The following is a 24,344-nucleotide window of genomic DNA, read 5'->3' as shown; positions in this document are numbered from 1 at the left end:
TGCGCCCGTTACCGAACCGGGCAACGATCAGTAGTGTCCTGACAACTCCAACCCCGCATCCGCCATGTTCCGCGAATTCCTCATTTCCTCCAAGTTCCCCCCTGTCCGTGCCAACCGTGTCATTCTCGGCACCTACCTCGGATTCCTCGTGTTCCGCGATCGCCTCGGCGTGCTCTTCAACCTTGCGGTCGAGCCTGTTGTCACCCTCGCGTCTCCGCTCACCGGCACGATCATCTCCGCGAGGCCCATGGTCTCGGAAGAGACGATCTATCTCACACCCGCCGGCACCCTGGCCGCCCTCACGTTCACCCTTCCCAGTGCCGCAAACGCCCGCATTGGCCAAAAGCGCAGGCTGATCACTTCACAGATCATCACGGCTCTCACCGTGAACGTGGATGGCAGCGGCGTTACTGCAGGTGCTGCCCTCACAGCGGCCGCGGTGAACACCACCTACGAGTGGCAGTATGTGCAGGTGACCGGAACGGTTGCCACCTGGTTGCGCCTGCCGTAACGACACAAAAGTCTGCGCCCGTTACGTGATCGTTCGCGGTCCGTTACGGTCGCGGCTGATGAGCAATCCAACACAGCCTCTCGGCGAACAGCCAGTCGCACCAACCACCCCGGTCGAAACACCCGCCAGCGAACAGCAGGCACCCTCCGACCACTCCACAGCCATCGCAGAGCTCGCCCCCTCTGATCTTTTGAAGATCCTCGAGGGCACACCGCTCGAATCCCCAGCTCCAGAACCAACCCCCGCCCCAACCGCGGCACCCGTGGAGGAAACTCCCGCTGCTGAACCCGCATCAACTCCTCCGGCAAGCGAACAGCAGCCCGTCGAGCACGATGCTCCACCATCTCCGGGCGAGGGACCAAAATCATCCAAACGGATTTCCTTCAACGGACTTCCAGCCGATCAACAGCAGGAAATTGCCAACGCGCGAGACCTCGTGCGCAACGGTGACGCTCCCGACATGCTAGCCGCCCTTCAGATTCTGAGAGGCACCGCTCCTGTCGCCACGTCGACCCCGGAAGCAACTCCCGCCACCGCTCCAGCAACGTCGACCACACCACCTGACGTCGCGGCAATCGAAGCAAAAATCGCCGAACTCAGCGAACAGCGGGACAAGGCGAACGATGACTACGACCGTGACACCGCACGTCAACTTGAAGCCGAAATCCGGGTGCAGGAACGCCTGCTGGTCAGAGCCGAAATCACCGCCGAACAGCAACAGCAGGCCGCTGTTTCCTATCAGGCGGCCTACGACAAGGCAGTCGACCAGTTGGAAGAACGCTTTCCGGCAGTGCTGGATGAAACTTCGGAGTTCTACCAGATCCTCAATGACCGGGTCATCGCGGCGAAGCACAGGAATGATCCTATGTTGCAGCGCCCCGACTTCATTCTGGAAATGGCAGAGAAACTGGATGCAACGCTGAATCCGAAACCGACGACTCCCGGGCCGATTCCGCCCAAGTCCGACACGGTTCCGGAGCAACGCATGGGGATGCAAGTCGCGCCTGCCCACACGGCAGCGCCGCGCCTGAACGCAGTGGAAACGGACGCGCTCATCAAGAACGCAAAGCCCGATGAACTGCTTGCCGTTATCGATGAATTGTAACGGATCTTCAAGCCGATCACCGGGACTGAAACCTCTTCAATAGAAGTCCCTTTATCATGCCTGGAACCTATAATGCCAATGCCACCGTCCAAGCCCTCGCGGACGCAGTGGCAATGGATCCCAATGTCCGTCAAAAGGCTATTTCCCAATACCTTGAGACGACCTCTCTGCAACACAACGCGCTCGAGCGCTTCACGTCCGAAATCCCTGCCAACGCGAAGGTCGGCAAAGGCGTCGGCTCCGTTTTTGCTAAAAAAACCGACCTGACCAAAGGCGGTGCCTCGCAGGTGGATTTCCACGTCGTCGGCACCCCCGGCGGTCCTGGAGTCCAAGGTGACACCGAACTCACCGGTCGCACGTCGAACGCGCGCCTCGGCACCTACCAGGTGACGGTGGACTGGGTCCGTGACGGATTCGAAATGAGCCGCGACATGATTGAATTCCTGGCCGCCGGAAAGAGCCTCGTTGCGACCGTGCTCAACCTGATGTCCGAGAAAATGGGCATCCTGAAGCAGAACCACATGTTCGCCCGCCTCATCAAATCGGCAACCCCTTGGAACACCTACCGGCCCAACAACCGGATGTCGACCGACGCGCTGATCGCCACCGACACGCTCTCGCTCGACGTGGTGAACAACGCGAAGCCGCGTCTCCGTCGGATGGGTGCCAAGCCCCTCGAACGGAAGCTGCAATCCTCCACCAGTTCCCCGGTCGATGGATTCATGTTGTTCGCCTCGGACACCGCCATGCTCCCGATCCGGAACGATTCCTCGTTCCAGACCGCGATTGCCAACGGAGACGAGCGCGGCACAAACAATGCGAACTTCACTGGAGAACTGCTCAAATGGCAGGGACAGAGCTTCTACGAGCTTCCGGTCACTGATCAGGACTGGGATGACTTCAAAGGCGGCCCCCTCATCGCCCGGGCAGTCATCTCTGTTGGCTTCCAAGGCAGTGATGCGGCCCCCGAGCTCATCGCGAACGCGAGCAATACCCTCAGCCGCTACTTCCAGTGGTTCGACGGTTACCAGTTCTCGTTCAACCGTCAGGAAACCACCGCAGGCTTCCCCGCGGTCGATTCCAGCGACAAATATGCATGGGTCATCAACCCGGACGGTTCGCTCGGGTTCGTCAGCTATGTCGGCAGCGGCAACAACGGCAACAAGATCACGATCAAGAACGTGCTCTCGCCGAAGGCTGGTGCCGGCAAGCGCGCCACGACTGTCGGTCAACTCACCACCTCGGGAACCACGAACGTCTGGACCGGGGGTGCTTCCACCCTGCCTGTCACGGGCACGAACGGAGCCTGGAACTATACCGACATCTTCGTCGCCGATGCCGTCGTCATCCAAGCGAACGCACAGGGCGTCCCTTACGCCCGCTCGTTCGTCTTCGGTGCAATGGCTGCCTGCTTCGCCGATGGCCGCATCCGGATGTCTCCGATCGAACAGATCCGTGACTACGGATTCACGATTGGCAAGGGATTTGAGATGATCTTCGGAACCTGCGTCACCCGCAATACCATCAAGAACCCCACTGGCTATCTGATGGTCGAGCACGCTGTGGAGCACGAGGGCTATCCCGTCCCAAGCAAGATCTGATCGTCCTGCAAACCACCCAGAAGCGGGGCGGCATACCGCCGTCCCGCTTTTTATTTCTCCCTCCGCAGACCCAAAAATTGAATTATGAAACCACATCAACAACGTGTAGTGGACGAAAAGTCCGACCTGGATGAAAAGCTCACCAAACTTGGAGAATTCATCGAGTCATCCCCGATCTTCGCCGGACTTCCGAGCGACGAAAAAGAACGTCTTGTCCGTCAGAAATCATGCATGGGGGAATACTCTGAGATTCTGGCCGAACGAATAGCGGCATTTGGCCTTTCAGTCGACGAACTCAATGGAGTCCGCCACTTCACCTTCGGGCCTGCTATCGAAGCCGCCAAGTCCGGCAAACGTATTGCCCGCGACGGATGGAACGGCAAAGGCATGTTCGTCTATTATGTCCCGGCGAACTCATACCCAGCCCAGACCGGCGTCGCCAAAGCACACTTTGGAGAGAACGCGATGGTCCCATACAACGCCTACCTCGCTCTCAAGGGAGTGGACGGCACGGTCAACACATGGGTTCCCAGTGTCAACGACGCTCTGGCCACAGATTGGCAGGTCCTCGACTAAGTCACTTCAACCGCTGGCAGACCGGATGTCAGCCACCTCAACACAGAACCTCATGAACCTGCCGATCGAAATCAACCAGCGCGTGCTCAACGAGCTTGCATCTCCTCAAGACAGAACCGCCATCCGTGTCATCTGCGCTTCCGTCCCGAATCCCTCACCCTACCGGCTCCGCGGCAAGCGGCGGCAATACGTGTTCGAGCGCAACAACACCATCGGTGCCCACATTCTCGACATCCCAGCATCGCTCTGGCAACATGACATCCCACGCGGTCCATGGCGGGAGAACCTTTCCCTCTGCCACGACATGCAGACGGTCATGGGAGTGAAAGTCCCGCTGGTCTTCCTCATCATCCCATGGGGCGAGGGCGCGCAAGATACGGACACGACGGCCGCGACTGGTGAAGGTTCGCAGATGCTCGAACTCCTCCGGAACTTTTTCACGAAACTCGACGCGCCTCCGATCGTCTTCGAAGGACTGGAATGCCTGGCACACCGCGGGCCGGAAGCGTTCTCGGAATTCGTTCAGGCCATCAGCCCTCCGACAGACGATATCGTGGAAGCCGCGAGCCGGACCGGCGAAGCATCACAGCCCTCCGCCCCTTCGTCCCCAGCTCCAAACATTCTCGCGACCCCGGTGAAAAGGGAGCTGTCCATGGACCCTGCCGCAGTGCGTATGCGCAAGATGCGCGGCCGAAAGAGTGAGGCCAAAAAGAAAGCCGCCTCTAAGGTCGCGGCGAAGAAAACCGGCCGTCGCAAGCCTGAACCTGCCCGGGCATGACCATCAACGAAGCCGCCAAAATCCTGCTGGGTTATTTCGCGCCCGAAGAGCGTTCCATTCCCGACGCCTCGCCATATCTCGGCAGGAACGCAGCCGTGGCGAAGGCGATGAATCACGCCCTCCAGGAACTCTTCGGCGAAGGTGGGGCGTGGGTGAAAAAAGACGAACGCGGGCACGTCCTGAACGCGCCCGCCCAGATCACCATCGCGGTGACTGCAGGGTCGAAGGCGGCGACCATCACCGGCTGGCAAGCATGGTTCGCGGGCTGCACGATCCGCATCGACGGGGCTGATATCGACAACCAGATCAGGAACAACAGCGCTTCCGCCGTGCTGAAGTATCCCTATTCGGGAACGAGCGGATCCAAGTCGGCCACCGTCTACAACGACTCCATCGAGGTGGACATCGACGTGGCGGAGGTCCATCAGCCCGTGATGCTGGACAACCATCAGATCACGCCGATGCCTGATGCGAAATCACTCGTCGGGACGAACCCGACGGAGGACTTCAACTTCAGGCGGCACGAGACAGCGATCGCAACGAGTGTGGCTGCCACCGCAGGCACGCCGGTTGCCTACGCCATCGACACCTGGTCACCGGACGCCCTCACCCCGCCGAGGCTTCGGATGCGATTCTTCCCAGCCCCGAACCAACAGCACTTCGTCGGCTATCCGGTGATGCTCGCGCCACCGGTGGTCTCCGATCTCTCCAGCGGGAATGCCCTGCCGATACCTTTCGGGAAGTCCGAATCCATCTTCCTGCCGATGGCTGTGGCAGCGCTGCGGAAATCACCATTCTGGCGGGGAATCGTCGGCGAGGACACTGTGTCATCCGGTGAAGCGGATGCGCGCCGGTCTCTCGCCGAGGCGAACCCGAACAAGAACCCCGGCCCTCGATTCATCCCTCCCTACTAAATGGCTTCCGACGCTTACACCCCGACCACCACTCAGGACGATTCCCAGTTTCAGGGATTCATCACGCTTTACCGGACGCAGCGCGCGGTCCCCGCTGAGATGCCGCTTCCGGAGCGCGGCAGCACGGTGGAAGCCGGGTGGGGTGATGCCTTCGCGAATCATGTGGTGATCGCCCGCGGACTGGTCCCGGACAAATCGCTGCGCATCATGTGGATCCAGCACATGCCGGCGCCGGTGAGTTTCGCCGCCCAAGAGGCCTACAATTTCGCGGAGGACGGAACCCAGCTCGTCCGTGTCTACGTCATGCCCAGGGCGGTCTATCTGGCTGGATACAACGAGACCTACACGGTGCCACCCACCATCGCTGAACTGCTGATTGCACCAGCACTCTACGGCGGTGTGGGCTACTGCTACACCGGCGAAACGGTCGACCGAATCGGCACCGATCCCGACTCCCTGTTCGTCGCCATCACCCGGGTGTGGCTGAAAAAGGTCACCACCCGGAAATTCTTCGACGACAACATCGATTGCGATATCACAGAGACTCGTGAGATCATCGCGGCCGAGACTGGATCCGCGAGTTCTTCCGGAGGTGAAACCGTAGAGATCCAGCCAGGTAACCGATTCATCGACTACCGGATCACGCAGACTGTCGAGGGCTTCGGCACGTCCAAGCAGCTCGCAACACTCATCAAGGACGTTCCATACCGGTTCCCGGACCTCCTGAAGTCCGCCACATGGGTCGGCTGCGCGGCGTTCGCAGATAGTTCCACCGCCGCGGCATCCTACGCCGAGTCGTTCTATATTTACTACGACATGAAGGAACCGAGCATCGGGCCCTATGAGGCGCGCGTGCTCCGATTCCTCGTCACCGATCCGAACTCCCTGAGGAGTTCCTACCCGATCCAGAAGGTCGTGACCCAACGTGAGACCATCGGGCAGTCCCGCGCGTGGTGGCTCGCCAGCACCAAGGGAAACTCCACGTTCGCCGATGCGCGACAGCTCGAGGTCCCAGCCTGCATCCACGGGGAAATCAAGATCGGCAATTCTCAGATCGGATTCGCCCAAGGCCAGTGGACCGATACCCTGCCGGCAACTCCAAATTTCGAAGCCTTCACGGCCCTCACCCAGATGACGGTGGGATACGAAACGCAGAAGGTCGGATATGGCCTCTACATCGCCGAAATCACGCAGATCAATACCACGGGCCTCTACAACGGCGTGACCGTGCCATTCGGAGGATCGGGCGGCTCCACCGGCGCAGGTGACGTTTCCAACACGGTCATTCCCCCGCTGACGCCCACGGCGACGATGGCGGCGGACAATTCCATGATCATGGGCAAGACAAGCCCGATGACCGAGGTCCGGGCCCGAGTCGGCAGCGTCGAATGGGGCGTCGCGCAGACCGACACCACCGGCAACTACGTCATGCCGCTGAGGACACCGCTTTTCACCGATGCTGTCGAGATGCTGGTGAGCGCCCGTCGCAGCGGAGTGGGTTCCCTCACCCGAATCGTCTCCACATTCGACCTGGCGCCGCTCGCGCCTTCCGCCACGATTTCGACGGACCTGTCGACCGTGAACGGGCAATCCGAGCCGGGAGCAACAATCGCCATTCTCGTGAACGCGGCCGCGCAGGTCGAAACGCTGACCATCATCGCCAACCGTCCCCAAGTCGAAACCCTCACTTTCGTCGGCAATGCCACAGCGGATGGCGACATCGAGATCCAGTTCACATCCGCACTGGTGACCGAGCTTATCACCGTGGGAATACTTACCGGCGACACCCCGGCACAGCAGGCGGAGAAGGCTCTCGGGATCGCAGCGGCCAGCACGGTGGACGCACACTGGGAGTTCACGAAGAACGGAGCATCCCTGATCGCCACCGCGCGCGTCACCGCGGCGAACGACGGCACCGCCGAAATGGACCTGACCGATCCGAATACCACCGGCATCACCCCGGCCACCTCCGTCAACACAACTCCCGGGAATGACCCGGTGACCGTCACCGCCACCGGCACCGCGCAGCTCGAGGTCACATGGGTGGATCACGCGAGCCCGCCGCTTACCCTCCTCTTCGCCGTCACATCCGGCGATACTCCGTCGCAGGTCGCAACCAAAGCCGCGGCGGCGCTCGCAGCGTCGACCGTTCACGACAAATTCAACAGCGGCAGCTCCACCAACACGTTCAACATCGCTGCAAACGCCATCCGCCCGAACGACAACCTCCTGGGGATGATCCTCAGCAACGGCACATGTGCCGGGCTGATCACATCGACCTCGGTGCATACTACGGCAGGCGGCATCCCTTTCACGACAACCGCGAACGGTGCCGGTGCATACTCGCACGCGTTCTCGCCAGTCCTTACCAGTGGCGACAATCTCACCGTCACCGCAACCGATGCTGGCGGAACCTCCCCGGCCACCACGGTCACAGCTTCGGCCACGCCTCCGACACTCGCTTCCGCATCGTTCCCCGGCGGTGATTACGACTCGATCACCGGCAACGCGTCCGCAGGGTCCGTCGTGAAAGCATACGTGAACGACGTGCTTGTCGGCAGTGCGACGGCGGCCGGCGGCGGAGTCTACAACATCACGTTGCCAGTCCCGCTCGTGCGTGGAGAACTGGTGCGCGTGGTAGCAACGGATCCCGGCACACCCACCATTCAATCGGCATCCATCTACATCAACGCGCACGATCTCGACCTGGAGAAGCCATCCTACCAGTGGTCCGAGATCCTGAACTTCTACGGGAAGGCACCGGTGGGTGCGACCCACATCAAGATCAGAAGTCCCGGAGGCTCTCTCACCGATGTTCCCATCCTCACACCTTCCCGGAACTTCACATTCACGCTTCCCGGCCAGAACGGCGAGACCTACGAGATTTTCGCCCGTTACGCGGTGGGAGACTCGGATCCCGTCTATGAAACCGTCGCAGTCGTGGACCTCGCACCCCCAAGAATCGAAATCTTCGATAGATTCCGGAATACCGTGCTGGATACGGTCACGGAAGCACCGGCGAAACGCTGGCGGGCTCCCGACAGCTCCCGGGACGGATACCTGGTATTCATCGAGCCGTCGCCGGGGACGACACTGGCGGAAACGTTCATCAATTTCCCCGGTCAGGCCGCCGCTGGCTATGTGCCTGTGAGCAAAAACAATTTCCCATATGCGACCGGTGCTCCTCGTTCCGGTGCGAGCGGAATCATCGATTCGACATGGCGTGGGCCCATGATGTTCGAAAACAACGCTCCGCAGGGCACCACCAATGCCCAGTTGCGGAGCATATTCCTCGCCCAGCTCCCGCTCATCATGGAGGTGACATGCACGGCGCTCGACGGACGCCAGGCACGGCGGACGTTCATCCGGGACGAATACATGGAGCAATACAACAACGTCGACAGCACCTATGGTTGATCCATTTCCACCCCGCACTCCATTCCAACCGCGTGTCATCGCAGCGACATCGATCGGCACAGCCGCGGTGACGCTGGTTCGTTCCCATGCGGAGCGTCCGAACATGAAGGTCCAGCCGCAGAAGTGCGAGGTGCGCGAAGCAGGCGGGAAGACGGGCTCCATCACGTTCAAGGACTGCGACGGACAGGAGGTAGGCAAACTGGAGTGGCGGAATGGTCAGGTGCTCACCGAGGGAGATCAGGAGGTTGAGGGCGGCTGCGACGACTCCACCTCAATCTGATGAGAACCGCGGTCATTGTTCAGGATCCCGCCGGCTATCGGCTGCGGGTGCAGGCTCTCCAAGCAGCCCACCCGAACGTCCACGCGTTTTCTTCCATCACCCATCCACATCCGCACACCCGGGCGATTCATATCCCAGCCGATTGGATCCCTGCAGATCCCTCGATGCCCTATGACCGGAGGTGCTGGCTGAAGTCCGAAGCGATGGGCACAGCGGCCGTGATCGAACACCGGATTATGGCTGATCAATATTGGTTCATCGAATCGGACGTTGTCGCTTCGCAGGACCGCTGGACCGCGCTGTTTGCCGACTGGGAAGGTGTCGATGCCGACTGCGTTTGCCAGCCGCTCCGGCTTCGGGCAAACACTCCGGAAATTGTTTGGTGGAAGGATCCAGGCACACCGGCCTGGGCGGACGCACACCTACTCATGTCGTGCTACCGGCTCTCCCGTCGGGCGGTGCTCGAAATGCAGCGATGCGCGGTGGAGATGCGCGAATGCCTTTCCGAGATCACCGTCGCCAGCGTGATGCGGCGGGCAGGCATGTCGATGGCGAACGTGAACGGCCGTCAGATGCACTGGAATTCCCAAACGATGAAGACGCACGAGCACAAGGTAATCATCAATCCGAAGCTCGTGAACCATCCTGTTAAAGCGAACACCTTCGGTGTTCCGTTGACCACTGCCGAATGACCACCATCGTTGACCACCTGGGGCTTTAAATGGGTGCGAAAAACCACCTCCCCGGAAAGTGTGACCATTGAAGTATCAACGAAAAGGACGCTCCGGCCTCTTTTAAGTCTGCGATGTCTACCATTCCATCACAGCGGCGTCTGAACCGGAGCGGCGTGAGTGCGGGCCTTCCGGCGCGAGAGGATTCGCAGCTCTGCCGGGCCTTGTCGAATGTTGATTTGAAAAAGTCACCACCTGCCCAACATGGCTGCCAGTGTGAGAGCCGTCGGTTCTCCCGGGCGGGCGAGTTTCCTTCCCACGGACGCCTGGGGAAAAACGGCTTCAAGGCACGGGGACGTGACAGGGGCGTCGGACAAGATCGCCCGGGCGGGAATCCCGATGGAGCCTTGGCAGGTCTTCCCTCCCCACGGATCGACATAGGTGACGGGAAAAGAACGGGCACCTTTCTCCAACTTGCGCGGAATGGATGTCAGGGTGACGAAGTGCGCGTCGAGCACGATCCACTCGCCGCCTTTGCCGCGCTTGGCGTAGCGTCTGATGCTGAGAACGGGAGGAAGCCCTTTCGCCAGCGATGTGTTGAGCTGATAATGCACCCGCTTGAGAAGTTTTTCCTGACTTTCCCCCTGCTTGAGGAACAGAACGTCCTGTCGTACGATTGGAAGCGCCTGGCCTACAGTCATCTCGTTGGCGATGTCCTCCAGGTCCGCGATATTGACACCTTTTTTCGACCAGCGGGCGCGTCCGTTGATGTGATTGGAGGGACGCATGCCATAGCGGCGGATGATGGTCTGGATCCTCTGCTTGTCATTCTCTCCGCCGAGCGCCAGCGAGGCACGCTGCCAATTCTTTGTTCCGAAACGGAATGAATTCAACAGCGCGGTCGGGCCACAGGCATTTCCCGCCACAGTGAGTTGGTTCGCCGCCACAGCCTGCGGATTCGGCGCCTCCCGGGAAGGCGAAGCGGCCACGACCGAAAGACAGAGTGCGAAGAAGACGCTACTTGCCGCCAGCCGGTGCATAGCTTTGGGAACGACGGTCGTTGGACGGCTTCGAATCGCGGACGCCATTCGACAGGGTGACTCTGGAATCGTAGCGGGTCGCCGTCGTGGCGGCTTGCGAAATGGGGATGCGGATGGTTTTCACCGCGTTCGCTCCCAGGGAGGTGATGTTCGTATTCACCACCCCGTGAGGCGTGGAAATCGTCACTCCGGTATTGATCAACGTCTCCGTGCCACGGTTCTGCACCATGACTTCCACCTGTCCGTTCGGATAGGCTGCCGAAGGAGGAAGTATCCGCTGGGAAGCCACCGCCGCATCGTAGATGCCGCGGGTGTTCGCGTTGAGGGCCCGGCCCAGGTCCGGCATGCCAGCGCCATACGCGGAATCGGTTCCTTCCTGGCCGCTGTCATTGAGATAGGCGAAAAGAAGGTTCCTCGCTTGGGTGGCGGTGAGTTTCGCCGCTCCCGGCTGGCTCATGAGCGCGGCGATGGCACCGGCAACAATGGGACTGCTGAACGAAGTCCCGTTGACGCTGGCGGCCTGGTCGCCGGTCCATGCCGCGTTCACCCCGAATCCGGGTGCGGAAATTGCCAATTGGTTTCCCGTGTTTGAAAAGTCCAGATGATTTCCCAGCGCGTCCACCGCACCCACGGCGATCACTCCATCGTTCGCGGCGGGATAAGAGAGACGATCGATTCCGTTATTTCCCGCCGCCGCGATGATGAGCGCCCCCGCCGCCTGGGCATAGGCGATGGCGTTCCGGACAAGCCCGCTGTCCCCGAAGCTGCCCATGGAGATATTGATGAGGGAGGCTCCGCCGTCCACGGCGGCGATGATTCCCTGTGCCAGGAGATAACTGTCGGATTGGCCGAGATCGTTTGCGATCCGGATGGAAATGATATCCGCACCCGGAGCGACGCCCGGGGTGAGAGCGTTCTGGCCGATGATCATTGAGGCCACGGCGGTGCCGTGGCCGTTCTGCTTGGAGAGGTCCCCCGGCAGATCGACGAGATTCAACCAGGAGATGTTTGACAGGAAGGCCGGGCTGGTCGCCACTCCCGTATCGAGGACGGCAACGCGAACACCGCTCCCCCACTCGGAATTGTCTCCGGTGATGCCCAGCCACTCGAGCAAACCCTTGCCAAGTGCGACAGCGCCGTCCTGGGCGGTGCCCTCGCCCGGCGTCGGCACGTCAACGGGGAAAATCAGCGAGGATTCCTCATCTCCGCGAAGCAGGGATGCGAGATCATCATAATTGCCGAAACCGATGCGAAGGGCGTTGAGAGCGTCAAGCCGCCCCATGAGGCGCACCTTGTCCCCCGCCCTTTTCAGGAAATCCTCAAGCGCCTCCCGGTCCTTGAAAACGAGGACCCGCTGCCCCGGCAACGCACCCGCCTCCGATGCCTCATCGTCACGCCGGAAAACCGGGCCTCGCTCACCTCTTCGGAACTGGGGTGCCGGTTCGTCGGCAACGACCGGCCGCTTCGGCGCGGTCTCGCTTTCCACCGAGACTGGCCGGACCGGCTCTTTCTGGGTCGCCGTCCCGGCAAGCCAGTATCCGAGCATCGCCGTGAAAGCGAAGCCAAGGGTCAGGAAAAGATTGCGGCGGCGCATGATTCACAGGTAACCCCGGAAATCGGAAAACGGCAGGAAAAAATTTCCGAGAGTTACCGTGGGATCAATTTCCGGAGGCAGAGGCGGGTTTCTCCATCCAGGGCGGGAAGTCCGCGAACATGTTCACGGTAGGCTGCTTGGTGCGGAGATCCACCGACGTGATGACGATCTCGCGACGGTTCTCGAGAGCCCGCCAGCTGACCGACTGGCCGTTCACCCATTCGCCGTTGCCGCTGAGGAACTGCACGAGAACGGGATACATGTTGTAGTCGTTCACCTTCTTGGAATGCGGAAATTGCGCGAATTTCGTGGGAGCGATTTGCGGAGTCAGCTCGCCGGACAATTGGAACCTGATCGGCACCGGTGCGAGATTGATGGCACGGATATGGCCCATTGGAAAGGTCTTGGTATCGTCGTCGAAGACGGTGATGCCATAGGCCGGCTTGCCATCCGCCGCCTTCACGGGAGCGAAGATGAACAATTGTCGCTCTGATTTTCCAAGCGTTGCCTTGCCGACCGGCTTCAAGACAGGTTTGCCGTCCGCGCCGGGAGCTGCCGAATAGAAAGCAGCTTCGCTGGTCTTGAAGACCCCCTCAACCACCGGTGAAACATCGGTGTAGAGATTCACCTCCTGGAGTTCTCCCGGATTGACCCCGGGAAGCGAGACTTTTTCAAGCCCCGGAATCTGCTCGAGGCACAAGGTTCTGAACGCCACCTTGCGGGCATTCTGAGCTAGCGATATCGAAGTTGAAATGGCTGCGATGGCACAGATTTTCGTAACAATTTTCAATGAAAACATAAGCTGCTGGCAAATTGATAACATGAGGCGGGAAAGCCGAAAAGGGTCAAATTTCGCTTTCGTTCAACCACCGGAATGAAACGATCGCGAAGCGGCGTCCGAAGTTGATGTTCACAGGCAGGATGGGAACCGACTCGGCGGTTTCCGTGGTGTCGACATATTCGGGCAGCCGCTGGACGACGGCTTCACACCATGCCCTGGCCGTTATGTTGCCATTGCCATCTCTCGCATCACCAGCCGCACGGACGGTGAAAGTATCCGAGCGAACGGTGACGAATGAACCGATCGTGGAAAGCACGTCGCCTTGTGAAATCTCTCCGAGGCCGCCGGCTCCCGTATTGTTGATCACCGCATCCGGATTCGCCCAACCGTATCCCGAGACATTCGCCGGGCTGATGGCTCTCGCATTGCCCAGCATCGCGGTGTTGAGATTCGCCCGATCCAACGCGGCCTGGATCGCACCACTCGTCGAAAGAGGCCCTGTCGAGAGGCGACGGTTCACAAACTCCGACATCGAAAGGAAGGGACCGCGGTCACGCACCTCCTTGACGATCTCCTTGGCGAGGGTTTCGATTTCTCCGCTCTCCAGCGTACGATAGCTGTTCCATAGCTTGTCTTTTGCGGTCGCATTGGAACCGCCGGCCATCACGGGTTGGCGGATTCTCAAAAACGGAGTGCCTTTGGGATCCTTCTCAGGAGAACCGGTGGTGAGGGGGACGTCGGCACCGCACAAGCTGGAAAGCACGGACATCCACGCCGGCACCGAAGTGCTGTTCACATTGAAACCGCCTTGGGTCATCATGTAGGCCGCCGCCTGCGCTCCTCCTGTGGTGATGGCGGCCGCGGCGGCTTCGTCCGCGGATTTTCCTGCCTTATAGGCGACATTGCGCGCGTTCGGCAGCCGCCTCGTGCCGTTGTAGAACTCGGTGGCGAGATCCTTCTGGGTGCGTGCGGCAGCCCCATTGTAGCCGACTCCCTGCAATGTCGACAGAGAGGAGAACCAATACTTGTCCCACAAGGTGTCGTTCGCGAGCCACGACCGGTCCAACATCACCCGGGTCGTATCCGGTTTCGAGAACGCCACATCCGACGGGATGGCCGGATGCGCGCGGGATTCACCAACGGTGTAGGTCACATATGGGGCTGAGGAAATGCTGCCGCCGTTGGCATTGCGCAGCTGCGCGATGGACTGGAGCGGAGCAATCGGAATTTCGTAGAACGTCGCATTGTTCGAACCCTTGTTAGCGCCGTGTCCTCCGAAGAAGAATGCCTGCAGCGACGTATTGTTCGCACCAGCCAGTCCCCCGGACTCGATTGCGAAACCATTCTGCTTAACAGGAACGAGCGCGAATTCCAACGGGCTCGCACCGCCGCTCGCATTCGAGACAAAATCACAGGTGGCCATTTGGAACGACATCCCGGTATCCGTCATCGGCCTGCTCATGGTGAACGATTCCATCGTCGTCTTGGCACTCACGCTGAATACGGCGAAGGGACGGGCTTTTGAGTAAGCTTTGACCTGGGTCGTGTTCGGCTCATAAATATTCCTGGTGGTGATCGGGCTTTCCGACGGACGCGGACACGAGGCAGGGAAAGTCCGGACCTCCGGGAAGCGGTCGGAGACACCTTCCGACATGATGGCCTTCAATCTCGCCTCGTCCCGATAGAAAACCTGGGTTTTCGCAGCCTCCTGGCTGCCCAGTCTCACGGTGACGCCAAACGAGTTGCTGGCCGCCGCGGTGCTGGGGATCTTCGGACCATAGTTGACCTTGATGACATCATCATCCTTGAGCATCACCACTCCGTCGTTTCTCCGGTCCGTAACCCATTGGGAACGGACTCCGTCCCGGGCGAGCCAGTCCACATGAAAACCGATTCCAATGTTCCCTGGAGAACACAAGCCGGGCATCGTGTTGGCCACCGCGGTTTGTCCCGTCTGATTGCTTTGCCAGTCGAACATCAATGACGACCCGCTGCCATTCGACCCGACTTCACTCGCCCAAGTGGCTGTGGCGGGAAACGGAGTTCCGAAAATCCTCGTTTCGCCCGCTCCTATCGGCACGTCGACGGGGCCGCTCAGACTGTTGGAGAGTTGCATGTTGAAAACTTTCGAAGCTCCACGGTCGCCTGCGTCGACGTAGAAGTTGTTGATCGTGTCCAACCCCGCGTTGGTGGTTGGCAGGCCATTGACGAGGAACTCGAAACCAACGGGAATGTCGGAGAACTCCACTTGGAGACTGTTGACCCGCAATGGGACGTTGTAAGGATTGTGCAGCGTGACCACCGGCAGGTAGGTCAGGAACAACATCTTGTTATATGGCGAACCCGCAGGGGTGCGGTTGCCGTGACTGTCGTGCGCAACAATGCTGAAGATGGTGTCCACCCGGAGCACTGTAGGCAACAGGATCGGCTGCTTGAGGTTTGCTGCGGTTGCCTCATATCGCGGACCCTTGAGCTTGGAATCGACGGTCTTCTTGAGGGTGCCATATCCCGCGGGAAGCGCGGCCTTCATCCCGGCCTTGAGGTCGTTCGCCGTCACACGGCGGTAGAGCCGGGCGTAGTTCGCATAGAAATCCCACCGGATGTCGGCATTCATGCTCGCCCCTTGAAATGGGACCGCGTCATCCGAATACAGGTAACGGTTCGCATAGGCATCGGGCAGCGTCGTGGCGGTCGCAGAAGGATTGTCGAAAAGCACGCTCAGATCGGTCTTGAGCCCGCCGTTCGCGACATCCACCTGAAGGGAGTTCGACGCGACGGTGAAATCGTTGAAATATCTGGCGGTGGCTTCCTTGTCGTTGGCTGGAAAACCCGCTTGTTTCAGGCTGACCAATTTCGGCAGGATCGTGTTAAGTTCCTTGAGATCCTCGTTTTTCTTGTTCAGGAAATCCAGTTTTGCAATCCCTTCGAAACCGTTCCGGGCTGGAGCGCCGATCTGCGCGATCGAGTCGCCCGTCGAAGCCGGATCCGTTGCGGGCATGAGATCGATCCGCCCTTTCACTCCCTCATCCATGGTGACCCAGGCGAGTCCGCCGGTGGTAGCCTTCGACTTGCCCGAGACCGTCAGGACCGGTGCGTTGATTTCCGCAGAGGAGTTGTTGGTCCCGACGCTGCTGCTGCCGACGAGCTTCCGTGTGTCCTTGGACGCCGTCTTGGTGTCAGGCACTTCCCCGGGATTGGGTTGCGATTCGAGATCGACTCCCGTGACATCCGATCCGGAGATCAGGTATCCTTGGAAATTGGAGGCGGATTTCGCGTCATAGTTGGGGCTGGTGTGACCGGCTTTCCATGACTTCCAAACCCCGGTCACGCCAGGAGCCGCGTTTGCGTCCACAAGATTGGCTGGAGCGGTGATCGCCTTGTCGGGGCCTGCGGTCTTCTGCAGGTCACCGATCGCGATCATGAGGGCCAGTTTCGCATTCGCCCGGGCGAGCGACATGGAATCGTTTCTGGCCGCGGTTCGTATCGAGACCGAAGAAAGTGTGAGCAATCCCACCGCGATGACGGTCAGAAGGATCATCATCGATAAGGTGACGACGAGGGCAAAGCCTCTTGGTTGGTTCTTTTTTGGGTTTTGTTTCATCGCATTGGGTAACGATAAATCACACTGACCAATGTCCTTCTCAGCCTACGAAACGGGGTATTTTCGGCCGGTTGGGAGCATTCATCAGAGAATTGGTTTTTTACTTATCAGTATCTCAGCATCGAAATGTGAGCGTGATCATCCCGCCTCTCAGCGGGATCAGACGACGTTTTCACAATGTAGCTACAATGTCGATTACCCATTTGGGTAACTTTCACTACCCCATGTGTAGCTTATCTCGTGCTAATTTGAAGCAAATTTTTCAAAATCGCAATATTTCGTGTGGTGCCGTCGTTCGCAGGGTGCCAACCATCCCCGCATGCCACCGGATGCAGAGAATCTCCACCCCACGAAAAGAACTTCTGGCAGCAATGCCGCCGGTCGGTGGTATCTCGCCATCATAGGACTCAGCCTTGCGTTGGTCGGCGGACTCTTCGTCTGGTTGATGGGCCGCAGTTTCCTCCGGGCGCGCGAGATGCGGTCATGGCCGGAGGTCGCGTGCGTGATCCTTTCCTCGGAAGTCGAGGAGAGGAAGCATGACGAGAATTCGCCTCCGGAATTCCGTCACGCCCTCAGCTTTGGCTATGAATGGAAAGGGACCCCTCACACGGGCGACCACCTGACGCTTCGCGGCAGTCCCTGGTCATCGAACCGCGCGTTGATCGAACAACGCGTCTCCGAACTGCCAGCAGGCAAGTCCGCCCTCTGCCATGTGAATCCGGCGGCTCCGGATTCCGCTGTTTTGAAGACCGATTCACTCGCGCCCGGGTATTCGATCTGGTTCCCCGCGCTCTTCGTGATCGGGGGTCTCGGCATCACATTCCGGGCGATGGTGGCGGGGAAAAATTAACCCCGCGATCCATGTAGGGAATTTTCCTTACATCACCCTTCCAACCAATGACGCAAAAAAGCCGGGACCTAAGGTTTTTATTGCGTCCCCGGAAGGACGTGATTTAAGCTCGCTTCCCGGCGCTGCGTGGCGCGGCAAGTTGCTGCGTGCGGAAATTGCCGGGTAATTCTTCCCATTCCAGACGCGATGAATCCAGACCGAGCGACCCTCAATTTTCTCAATAGTTTTCCAGAAGAGGCCAGAAAACGGGGTGAGATGCTTCAAAAGGATGGAGCGGTCACTCAGATCTTCGGAAATCATCTCTTCATCCAAGGCCGTGTCGAGGACGAGACCGGCATCTTCCGCACCAGCCTCCGCCTGCAGGGCAACCGATGGTTTGGTTCCTGTACCGCCGAAGACGAGCTGATCGCCGGGGCCTGCCAGTATGCCACCATGATGGAGCGCATGCACCGTGGCGAGGATCTTCCCGAGTCGCCGAACGAGTTCGACGACACTCCGGTGCTCGACATCATCGAGGAGAAACTCGGCCGCGAGCTTGACGACAAGGAAGCGGATTTCGTCACGAAGATCGAGAAGCGCTACCGCCGCTACGTCATCGAGGGCGAGCTCCACGACCACGACATGGTCCGCATCACTCCGCGCTGGGAAATCACCACCTACGAGCCGCTTGAACTGTGGCCCATGCCGCCGGGTGACATCCTCGAATTCTGGAACTACATCGCATACGCTTTCTACAAGAAGAAGCTCCCCTACCCCGAGTTCATGAGCGTGATCACCGACCTCGGTCACGTGCAGAAGAAAATGGCGGACTGGGAGCAGGAGCGCGAGGTGGCTTCGTGGTACGAGCGCATCGAGCAGGTCAACGAACGTCCTCCCCAGGACGCGCCGCTCAATGTCGCCTTCCGGCTCGTCGCCACCATCAACGAGGCCCGTTTGGAAATAAAGGAAGAGAAATCCGGCGTCTGGGTCCAGCTGCGCGAGAAAAATGACATCGAGAACTACGTGAACCTCCATCACGAAGCCGCGCTTCTGATGGACGCCTCCAGCCAGACGCTGTGGGAACACTACCTCGCGTTCTTCCGCAAATACGGCGAGACCACCCTCGACTTCGATCAGGAGGAATCCTGCCGGTTCATGAACCGGGTGTTCCGCCAGCCCGCGCTCAAGGGCTACATCGTCAACCTCGACGAACGGGAGTTCAAGGTCGTCGAAGACCGTCTCTCGTGGGTTTGCGAGGATGATCCATACGATGCGAAGAGCTTCGCCCTCCAGCTCGTCACCGCCGCGGGGGAAAATGTCTCCCACTCCGTCCGCCTGCTTCCCGGCCGCAAGGAACTCTATCAGTCCGACGAAACCGTGTTCCCCGGCCCGCCTCGCTGGTTGGAGGAAACCGACGTCATGCCACGTTACCTCATCCCGACGCGGGTCATCGACTCGCTCGAGGGTGTGGAATTCCTTCGGAAAATCGGTGCCTCCCTGCCTGAGTCGCTCAAGAAGCGCGTGGTCGATCTGGAATTGAAGCCCAAGTTCTCGATGAGCCTCGTCGCCGGCCTCACCGCCGCCGAGACCGAGCACTTGGTCATCGACGTCCAAGCTATCGAGACCAAGGGCCGCCGCACCGAGCGCCTCACCAAGGAAGGCTGGGAACTCTCCGAGCAACAACCGGTCAAGGGCAAGCAGCTTCTCCGCTTCGCCCGTGAGGACCTGTATCCCGTCCCCACCATTCTTGAAGAGATGGGCCTCAGCTACGATGAGAAGCTGCTTTCCTTCAAATCCCGCATCACCAAACAGTTCCCCGAAAAATTCGCGGAGTGGATCAAGGCCATGCCGGAAAGCATCGAGCTCGACATCGATCTCCGCCTGCGCTCCATCCTGGCGGACCCGGTCACCGCCGCCGTCCGCTTCGAGGTCGTGGGCCAGGACATCGACTGGTTCGACCTCCGCATCGTCATCGACGTGCAGGGCGTCAATCTCTCCAAGGCACAGATCCGCCAGCTTGTCGCCGCCCGCGGTGGCTATGTCCGCATGGACGACGGCTCGTGGATGCGCTTGGAAATCAAGCTCGACGCCGACCAACGCGAGGCTGTCACCCGTCTCGGACTCGATCCGTTCGATCTCTCCGGCGAGACCCACCGCATGCACGCCCTCCAGCTTGCCGATCCGAAAGCCGCGGAAGTCTTCGATCCCAAGGCATGGGAACGCATCAAGAACCGCGCCGGAGACATCCAGCTCGAGGTCAACCCCAACGTCCCGGACGGCCTCAACGCCACACTGCGGCCCTATCAGATCGACGGTTTCAAGTTCCTCGCCTACCTTTCCGTCAACAACTTCGGCGGCATCCTCGCGGACGACATGGGCCTTGGAAAAACCATCCAGTCGCTGACCTACCTTCTCTGGCTCTTCGAGGAGCACGCGAAGACCGGCGGCATGAAGAAGCCCGCCCTTGTGGTCTGTCCCAAGTCCGTTCTCGACGTTTGGTATAGCGAAGCGGGCAAATTCACACCGCAGCTCACCGTCAAGATCCTCAAGAACCGCGACGACATCGATGTCGACCACATCCAGAATCACATCGACATCCTCGTCCTCAACTACGCCCAGTTGCGCGTTTGCGGAGAAGAACTCAATGGCATCAAGTGGCTCACCACCATCCTTGACGAAGGACAGCAGATCAAGAACCCGGACTCCAAGGCCGCCAAGTGCGCCCGCGAGCTGGACTCCCAGAACCGCCTCGTCCTCACCGGAACACCGATCGAAAACCGCCTGCTCGACATGTGGTCGCTGATGGCGTTCGCGATGCCCGGCGTGCTCGGCAGCCGCGCCTACTTCAAGAAGCGCTTCGACAAGCGGAAGGATCCCCTTTCTCAAACCCGCCTCGCCTCCCGCCTCCGTCCCTTCCTCCTCCGCCGCACGAAGCTTCAGGTCGCCCAGGACCTTCCGCCACGGACGGAAGAGGAAGTCTACGCGAAAATGGAAGGCATCCAGCTCGAGCTCTACAAGAACGAGCTCAAGCGGATCCAGAAGGCCCTCCTCGGTCTCGACTCCGACGAGGCGGTCAAGAAGAACAGCTTCGCCATCCTGCAAGGCCTCATGCGGCTGCGCCAGATCTGCTGTCACCCCGGCCTCATCGACCCGAAATATCTCAAGGAGGAATCCGCCAAAATGGAGTCCCTCTTCTACCTGCTCGACCAGCTTCACGAGGAAGGCCACAAGGTGCTCGTCTTCTCCCAGTTCGTCTCGATGCTCGACCTTATCAAGGCGCGCCTCGAACTCGAAAACCGCCCCTACAACTACCTCACCGGCCAGACGAAGGACCGGAAAGGCGAGATCGAGAAATTCCAGACCACCAAGGAGCCATCCGTCTTCATGCTTTCCCTCAAGGCTGGTGGCGCCGGCCTCAACCTCACCTCCGCCTCCTACGTCATCCTCTACGATCCATGGTGGAACCCCGCCGTCGAGAACCAGGCGATCGACCGGACGCACCGCATCGGCCAGAAGAACAAGGTCATCGCCTACCGTCTGCTCACCCGGGACACGGTCGAGGAAAAGATCCGGATCCTCCAGCACCAGAAGACCCAGCTCGTCACGAACGTACTCGGCGACGAGGGCTTCGCTTCGAACCTCGGCCTGGACGACCTCCAGTTCATCCTCACCCACACCATCGACGAGGACGACGAGATCAAATAATCTCCCTCTCTGAAATGATTCCACAAAAAAGCCCGGCCTCACCGCCGGGCTTTTTTGTGCCATCCGTTGCCGCGTTCCGGGTCCATCGGCATCGCCGCGGCTTGCGACCTTGCGTTTTTTTCGACAAAATGAATCCCCGAACCAAACTCCCTCCCGGGGTATCGAGCGGACTGACGTCATCGGAGGGTCGCACTGTGGGCGACCGGTTTACCGTCCTCGGCTCTCCCTGGGGCGGCTCGTCACCTCACGGAAGCGGGCTTCGTAGCTGGCGTGGTTCGTCTTCATGATGCGGTCCCAGACGTTGAAGTAGAGACCGTAGTTCCCCTTCATCTTCTCATGATGCATCGCGTGGTTCGTCGTGGTGTTGAGGATCTTTCCAAGCCAGGAGTCGATGAGCCAGCGCGGATGGATTTCAAAACCGGTATGCCCCACGACGTTGTGGACGATCTGCCAGACCATGAAGATCGCGAATGCCCCCGGATGGATGGGCATGACGAAAACCACCAGTGGAAAAATCAGGGCCTGCACCACCGCCTCCGCCGGATCGAAGGCATAGGCGGCCCAGGGACTCGGGTTGTGCGAGAGGTGATGCACCCGGTGGAAGAAGCGGAACAGCTTGCGGTGGTGCATCATCCGGTGCGTCCAGTAGAACCACGTGTCATGCAGCACGATGGCGCAGGCGATGCTCCCCCAGAACCAGGCGGTGGCATAGGCGTCCGGTTCCGTGTAAAACTGCGTCCAGCCCTGCCGCGCGGCAAAAACCGTCAGAGCCCCCACTGCGGCGAAAATCACCACCGAGGACATCGAATACATGATCTCCCGCCGGATTTCCGAAGACGCGGGCAATTTCTGCACGACCTTCCGGTGCTTCCACCGCCGGTAAAAGATCACATAGGCGAGCAGCCATGCGAATCCCGCCAGCATCCCATATCGTATCGCAATGGATACGGATGAATTGGCGACGTGTTTGAAAAAGACGAGGATCGGGTCGATTGCGGAAATGTCGGCGATCATGGTGCAGCTACGCCCGGCCGGATTCGTTGCTTTCGGGAGAGACGAGAAATTTGAAATTCCCGGTGCATGACTGGTCTCGATCCCGGGCTGTGACCGCCCCATCTCTCCCCGGAGCACTCCGCGACCTCGGCTAGGATGGACTTGGCCACCTCCCGAGGAGCGTCGTCAGAATGAGCGCGCTCCTCAACCGAACATTCTCAAGCAACCGGCCGCAGAATCGCCCCGGTATCCGCGCTGGAAACCATCGCCGCGTAACGTGCGAGATAGCCGGTGCGGATTCTTGGCTCCGGCGGCTGCCAGCGGCTGCGACGTTCCGCGAGGATTTCCCCGGACACATGCAGGTGGATGCTGCGGGCCGGGATATCGATCTCGATGCGATCTCCCTTTTCTATCAGCGCGATGGCCCCTCCCGCCGCAGCCTCCGGAGAAACATGACCGATCGCTCCGCCGCGCGTCGCTCCCGAAAAACGACCATCCGTGATGAGAGCCACGGAGTCTCCCAATCCGCGGCCCGCGATGGCCGAGGTCGGAGCGAGCATCTCCTGCATGCCCGGACCGCCGCGCGGTCCTTCGTAACGGATGACCACCACATCCCCCGCCTTCACTTTTCCCAGCAGGATGCCTGTGGACGCCTCTTCCTGGGATTCGAAAATCACGGCGCTGCCCGTGAATCGCATCATCGCGGGACTCACTCCGGCGGACTTCACCACGCAGCCGTCGGGTGCGAGATTGCCGAAGAGGATGGCGAGTCCGCCCTTTTCCGAGTAGGGATTCTCCAGCGGACGGATGACGTCGCTGTCCTTCACCTCCGCCGCGCCCGCGATCTCCCCGATGGTGAGTCCGCTGGCCGTCAGACAATCCGGGTGGAGCAGTCCGGGCTTGCGCGAGAGCACCTGCAGCAATGCGGGGATGCCGCCCGCGCGGTCGATGTCTTCCATGTAATGACTGCCGGATGGAGCAACCTTGCACAGGTGCGGTGTCCGGTCGGAGATGGTGTTGAAATCCGCCATCGTGAGATCGATGCCCGCCTCATGCGCCACAGCGATGGTGTGCAGGATGGTGTTGGACGAACCACCCATCGCCATGTCGAGCGCGAGAGCGTTTTCAAATGCCTCGCGCGTCAGGATGTCGGACGGGCGCATGTTGTCCCGCACGAGGCGCAGGATGGTGCGGCCCGCGCGTTCGAAAAGCGCGTCGCGGGCGGGGTCAGTGGCGAGGATCGAACCATTGCCCGGCAGGGCCAGCCCGAGCGCCTCGCACAGGCAGTTCATGGAATTCGCGGTGAACATGCCGGAACACGAACCGCAGGTGGGACAGGCGTTTTTCTCAATCTCATCAAGCTGTTGCCCGGTGATGGCGTCGGCCGAGAACTGGCCCACGGCTTCGAACACGGAGGCGAGGTCCAGCGACTTCCCGGTGCTGGGATTTCTCCCGGAACGCATCGGCCCGCCGGAGACGAAAACCGTGGGAATGTCCACACGCGCCGCGCCCATCATCATGCCGGGCACGATCTTGTCGCAGTTCGGAATACACACCACTCCATCGAAGCAATGAGCGCGCAACATGGTCTCGATGCTGTCCGCGATGAGCTCACGCGAAGCCAGCGAGTATTTCATCCCCCCGTGCCCCATGGCGATGCCGTCGTCCACGCCGATGCAGTTGAACTCGAACGGCACACCGCCCGCATCCCGCACCGCCTGGCGCACCTTGCGACCCACGACATCCAGATGCGCGTGACCGGGGATGATTTGCACGAAGGAATTCGCGATGGCGATGAAGGGCTTGTCGAAATCCTCCTCCGATTGGATCACCCCCGTCGCCCGCAGAAGAGAGCGATGGGGAGCACGGATGGAGCCTTTTTTGATGGTGTCGCTGATGGCCATGGCGGTGATTTTAGAAAATTCCGGAGATAATAAAATTACCTGTT

17 protein-coding genes and 1 pseudogene are annotated in these 24,344 nt (G+C 60.1%); 12 read left to right on the top strand and 6 right to left on the bottom strand.

Features of this window, described 5'->3' with window-relative positions; translation table 11 throughout:
- Positions 1-64: 64 nt before the first annotated feature.
- From JIN84_RS17815 to JIN84_RS17775, 10 genes and pseudogenes are all read left to right on the top strand, one after another.
- Positions 65-511, top strand: a complete 447-nt coding sequence (locus JIN84_RS17815; RefSeq protein ID WP_200352422.1) for a hypothetical protein — start codon at positions 65-67, stop codon at positions 509-511.
- A gap of 58 nt (positions 512-569) precedes the next feature.
- Entirely contained in the window at positions 570-1,616 is a 1,047-nt protein-coding gene (locus JIN84_RS17810; protein WP_200352421.1) for a hypothetical protein, read from the top strand.
- Between the two features lie 56 nt (positions 1,617-1,672).
- A complete protein-coding gene (locus JIN84_RS17805) occupies positions 1,673-3,217 on the top strand; it encodes a major capsid protein (protein WP_200352420.1) in 1,545 nt (514 codons plus the stop codon).
- A gap of 84 nt (positions 3,218-3,301) precedes the next feature.
- Positions 3,302-3,475 (top strand): annotated as a pseudogene (locus tag JIN84_RS23560) (crAss001_48 related protein); the annotation flags it as partial.
- 6 nt (positions 3,476-3,481) lie between these two features.
- Positions 3,482-3,793, top strand: a complete 312-nt coding sequence (locus JIN84_RS23495; protein WP_345714443.1) for a DUF2829 domain-containing protein — start codon at positions 3,482-3,484, stop codon at positions 3,791-3,793.
- A 52-nt stretch (positions 3,794-3,845) separates the two neighbouring features.
- Positions 3,846-4,571, top strand: a complete 726-nt coding sequence (locus tag JIN84_RS17795; RefSeq protein ID WP_234043556.1) for a hypothetical protein — start codon at positions 3,846-3,848, stop codon at positions 4,569-4,571.
- A complete protein-coding gene (locus JIN84_RS17790; protein ID WP_200352417.1) occupies positions 4,568-5,485 on the top strand; it encodes a hypothetical protein in 918 nt (305 codons plus the stop codon). Before JIN84_RS17795 ends, JIN84_RS17790 begins: the two co-directional genes overlap by 4 nt.
- On the top strand, positions 5,486-8,902 hold the full coding sequence (locus JIN84_RS17785) for an Ig-like domain-containing protein (protein WP_200352416.1): 3,417 nt from the start codon (positions 5,486-5,488) through the stop codon (positions 8,900-8,902).
- Positions 8,895-9,182: a hypothetical protein gene (locus tag JIN84_RS17780; protein WP_200352415.1), complete on the top strand. Its 288-nt coding sequence runs from the start codon at positions 8,895-8,897 to the stop codon at positions 9,180-9,182. Before JIN84_RS17785 ends, JIN84_RS17780 begins: the two co-directional genes overlap by 8 nt.
- Complete coding sequence (locus tag JIN84_RS17775) at positions 9,182-9,874, top strand: hypothetical protein (protein ID WP_200352414.1); 693 nt, start codon at positions 9,182-9,184, stop codon at positions 9,872-9,874. The genes JIN84_RS17780 and JIN84_RS17775 overlap by 1 nt, the downstream gene beginning before the upstream one ends.
- A gap of 227 nt (positions 9,875-10,101) precedes the next feature.
- On the opposite strand, the gene JIN84_RS17770 is transcribed toward JIN84_RS17775, so the two are convergent.
- The 4 genes from JIN84_RS17770 to JIN84_RS17755 all read right to left on the bottom strand — a co-directional run bounded on the left by JIN84_RS17770 (position 10,102) and on the right by JIN84_RS17755 (position 16,869).
- Positions 10,102-10,842 carry a hypothetical protein gene (locus tag JIN84_RS17770; protein WP_200352413.1) on the bottom strand — a complete coding sequence of 247 codons (741 nt, stop codon included), beginning with the start codon at positions 10,840-10,842 and terminating at the stop codon, positions 10,102-10,104.
- A gap of 28 nt (positions 10,843-10,870) precedes the next feature.
- Positions 10,871-12,487 carry a S8 family peptidase gene (locus JIN84_RS17765; protein ID WP_200352412.1) on the bottom strand — a complete coding sequence of 539 codons (1,617 nt, stop codon included), beginning with the start codon at positions 12,485-12,487 and terminating at the stop codon, positions 10,871-10,873.
- 64 nt (positions 12,488-12,551) lie between these two features.
- On the bottom strand, positions 12,552-13,286 hold the full coding sequence (locus JIN84_RS17760; RefSeq protein ID WP_200352411.1) for a hypothetical protein: 735 nt from the start codon (positions 13,284-13,286) through the stop codon (positions 12,552-12,554).
- A gap of 46 nt (positions 13,287-13,332) precedes the next feature.
- On the bottom strand, positions 13,333-16,869 hold the full coding sequence (locus tag JIN84_RS17755; RefSeq protein ID WP_200352410.1) for a pilus assembly PilX family protein: 3,537 nt from the start codon (positions 16,867-16,869) through the stop codon (positions 13,333-13,335).
- A 319-nt stretch (positions 16,870-17,188) separates the two neighbouring features.
- Here JIN84_RS17755 and JIN84_RS17750 point away from each other — a divergent pair, with 319 nt between their 5' ends.
- Both JIN84_RS17750 and JIN84_RS17745 read left to right on the top strand, forming a co-directional pair.
- Complete coding sequence (locus tag JIN84_RS17750; RefSeq protein WP_200352409.1) at positions 17,189-17,719, top strand: DUF3592 domain-containing protein; 531 nt, start codon at positions 17,189-17,191, stop codon at positions 17,717-17,719.
- A gap of 186 nt (positions 17,720-17,905) precedes the next feature.
- Entirely contained in the window at positions 17,906-21,403 is a 3,498-nt protein-coding gene (locus JIN84_RS17745; RefSeq protein WP_200352408.1) for a DEAD/DEAH box helicase, read from the top strand.
- 207 nt (positions 21,404-21,610) lie between these two features.
- Here the strand turns inward: JIN84_RS17745 and JIN84_RS17740 are convergent, their stop codons facing one another.
- Positions 21,611-22,417 carry a sterol desaturase family protein gene (locus tag JIN84_RS17740; protein WP_200352407.1) on the bottom strand — a complete coding sequence of 269 codons (807 nt, stop codon included), beginning with the start codon at positions 22,415-22,417 and terminating at the stop codon, positions 21,611-21,613.
- Between the two features lie 197 nt (positions 22,418-22,614).
- Positions 22,615-24,300, bottom strand: a complete 1,686-nt coding sequence (gene ilvD, locus JIN84_RS17735) for a dihydroxy-acid dehydratase (RefSeq protein ID WP_200352406.1) — start codon at positions 24,298-24,300, stop codon at positions 22,615-22,617.
- Between the last annotated feature and the right edge of the window lie 44 nt (positions 24,301-24,344).

The organism is Luteolibacter yonseiensis (assembly GCF_016595465.1).
In the GTDB taxonomy this organism is placed as follows: domain Bacteria; phylum Verrucomicrobiota; class Verrucomicrobiia; order Verrucomicrobiales; family Akkermansiaceae; genus Luteolibacter; species Luteolibacter yonseiensis.
Note: the sequence above shows the minus strand (reverse complement) of the source record. Positions and strands in the feature narration are given on the sequence as shown.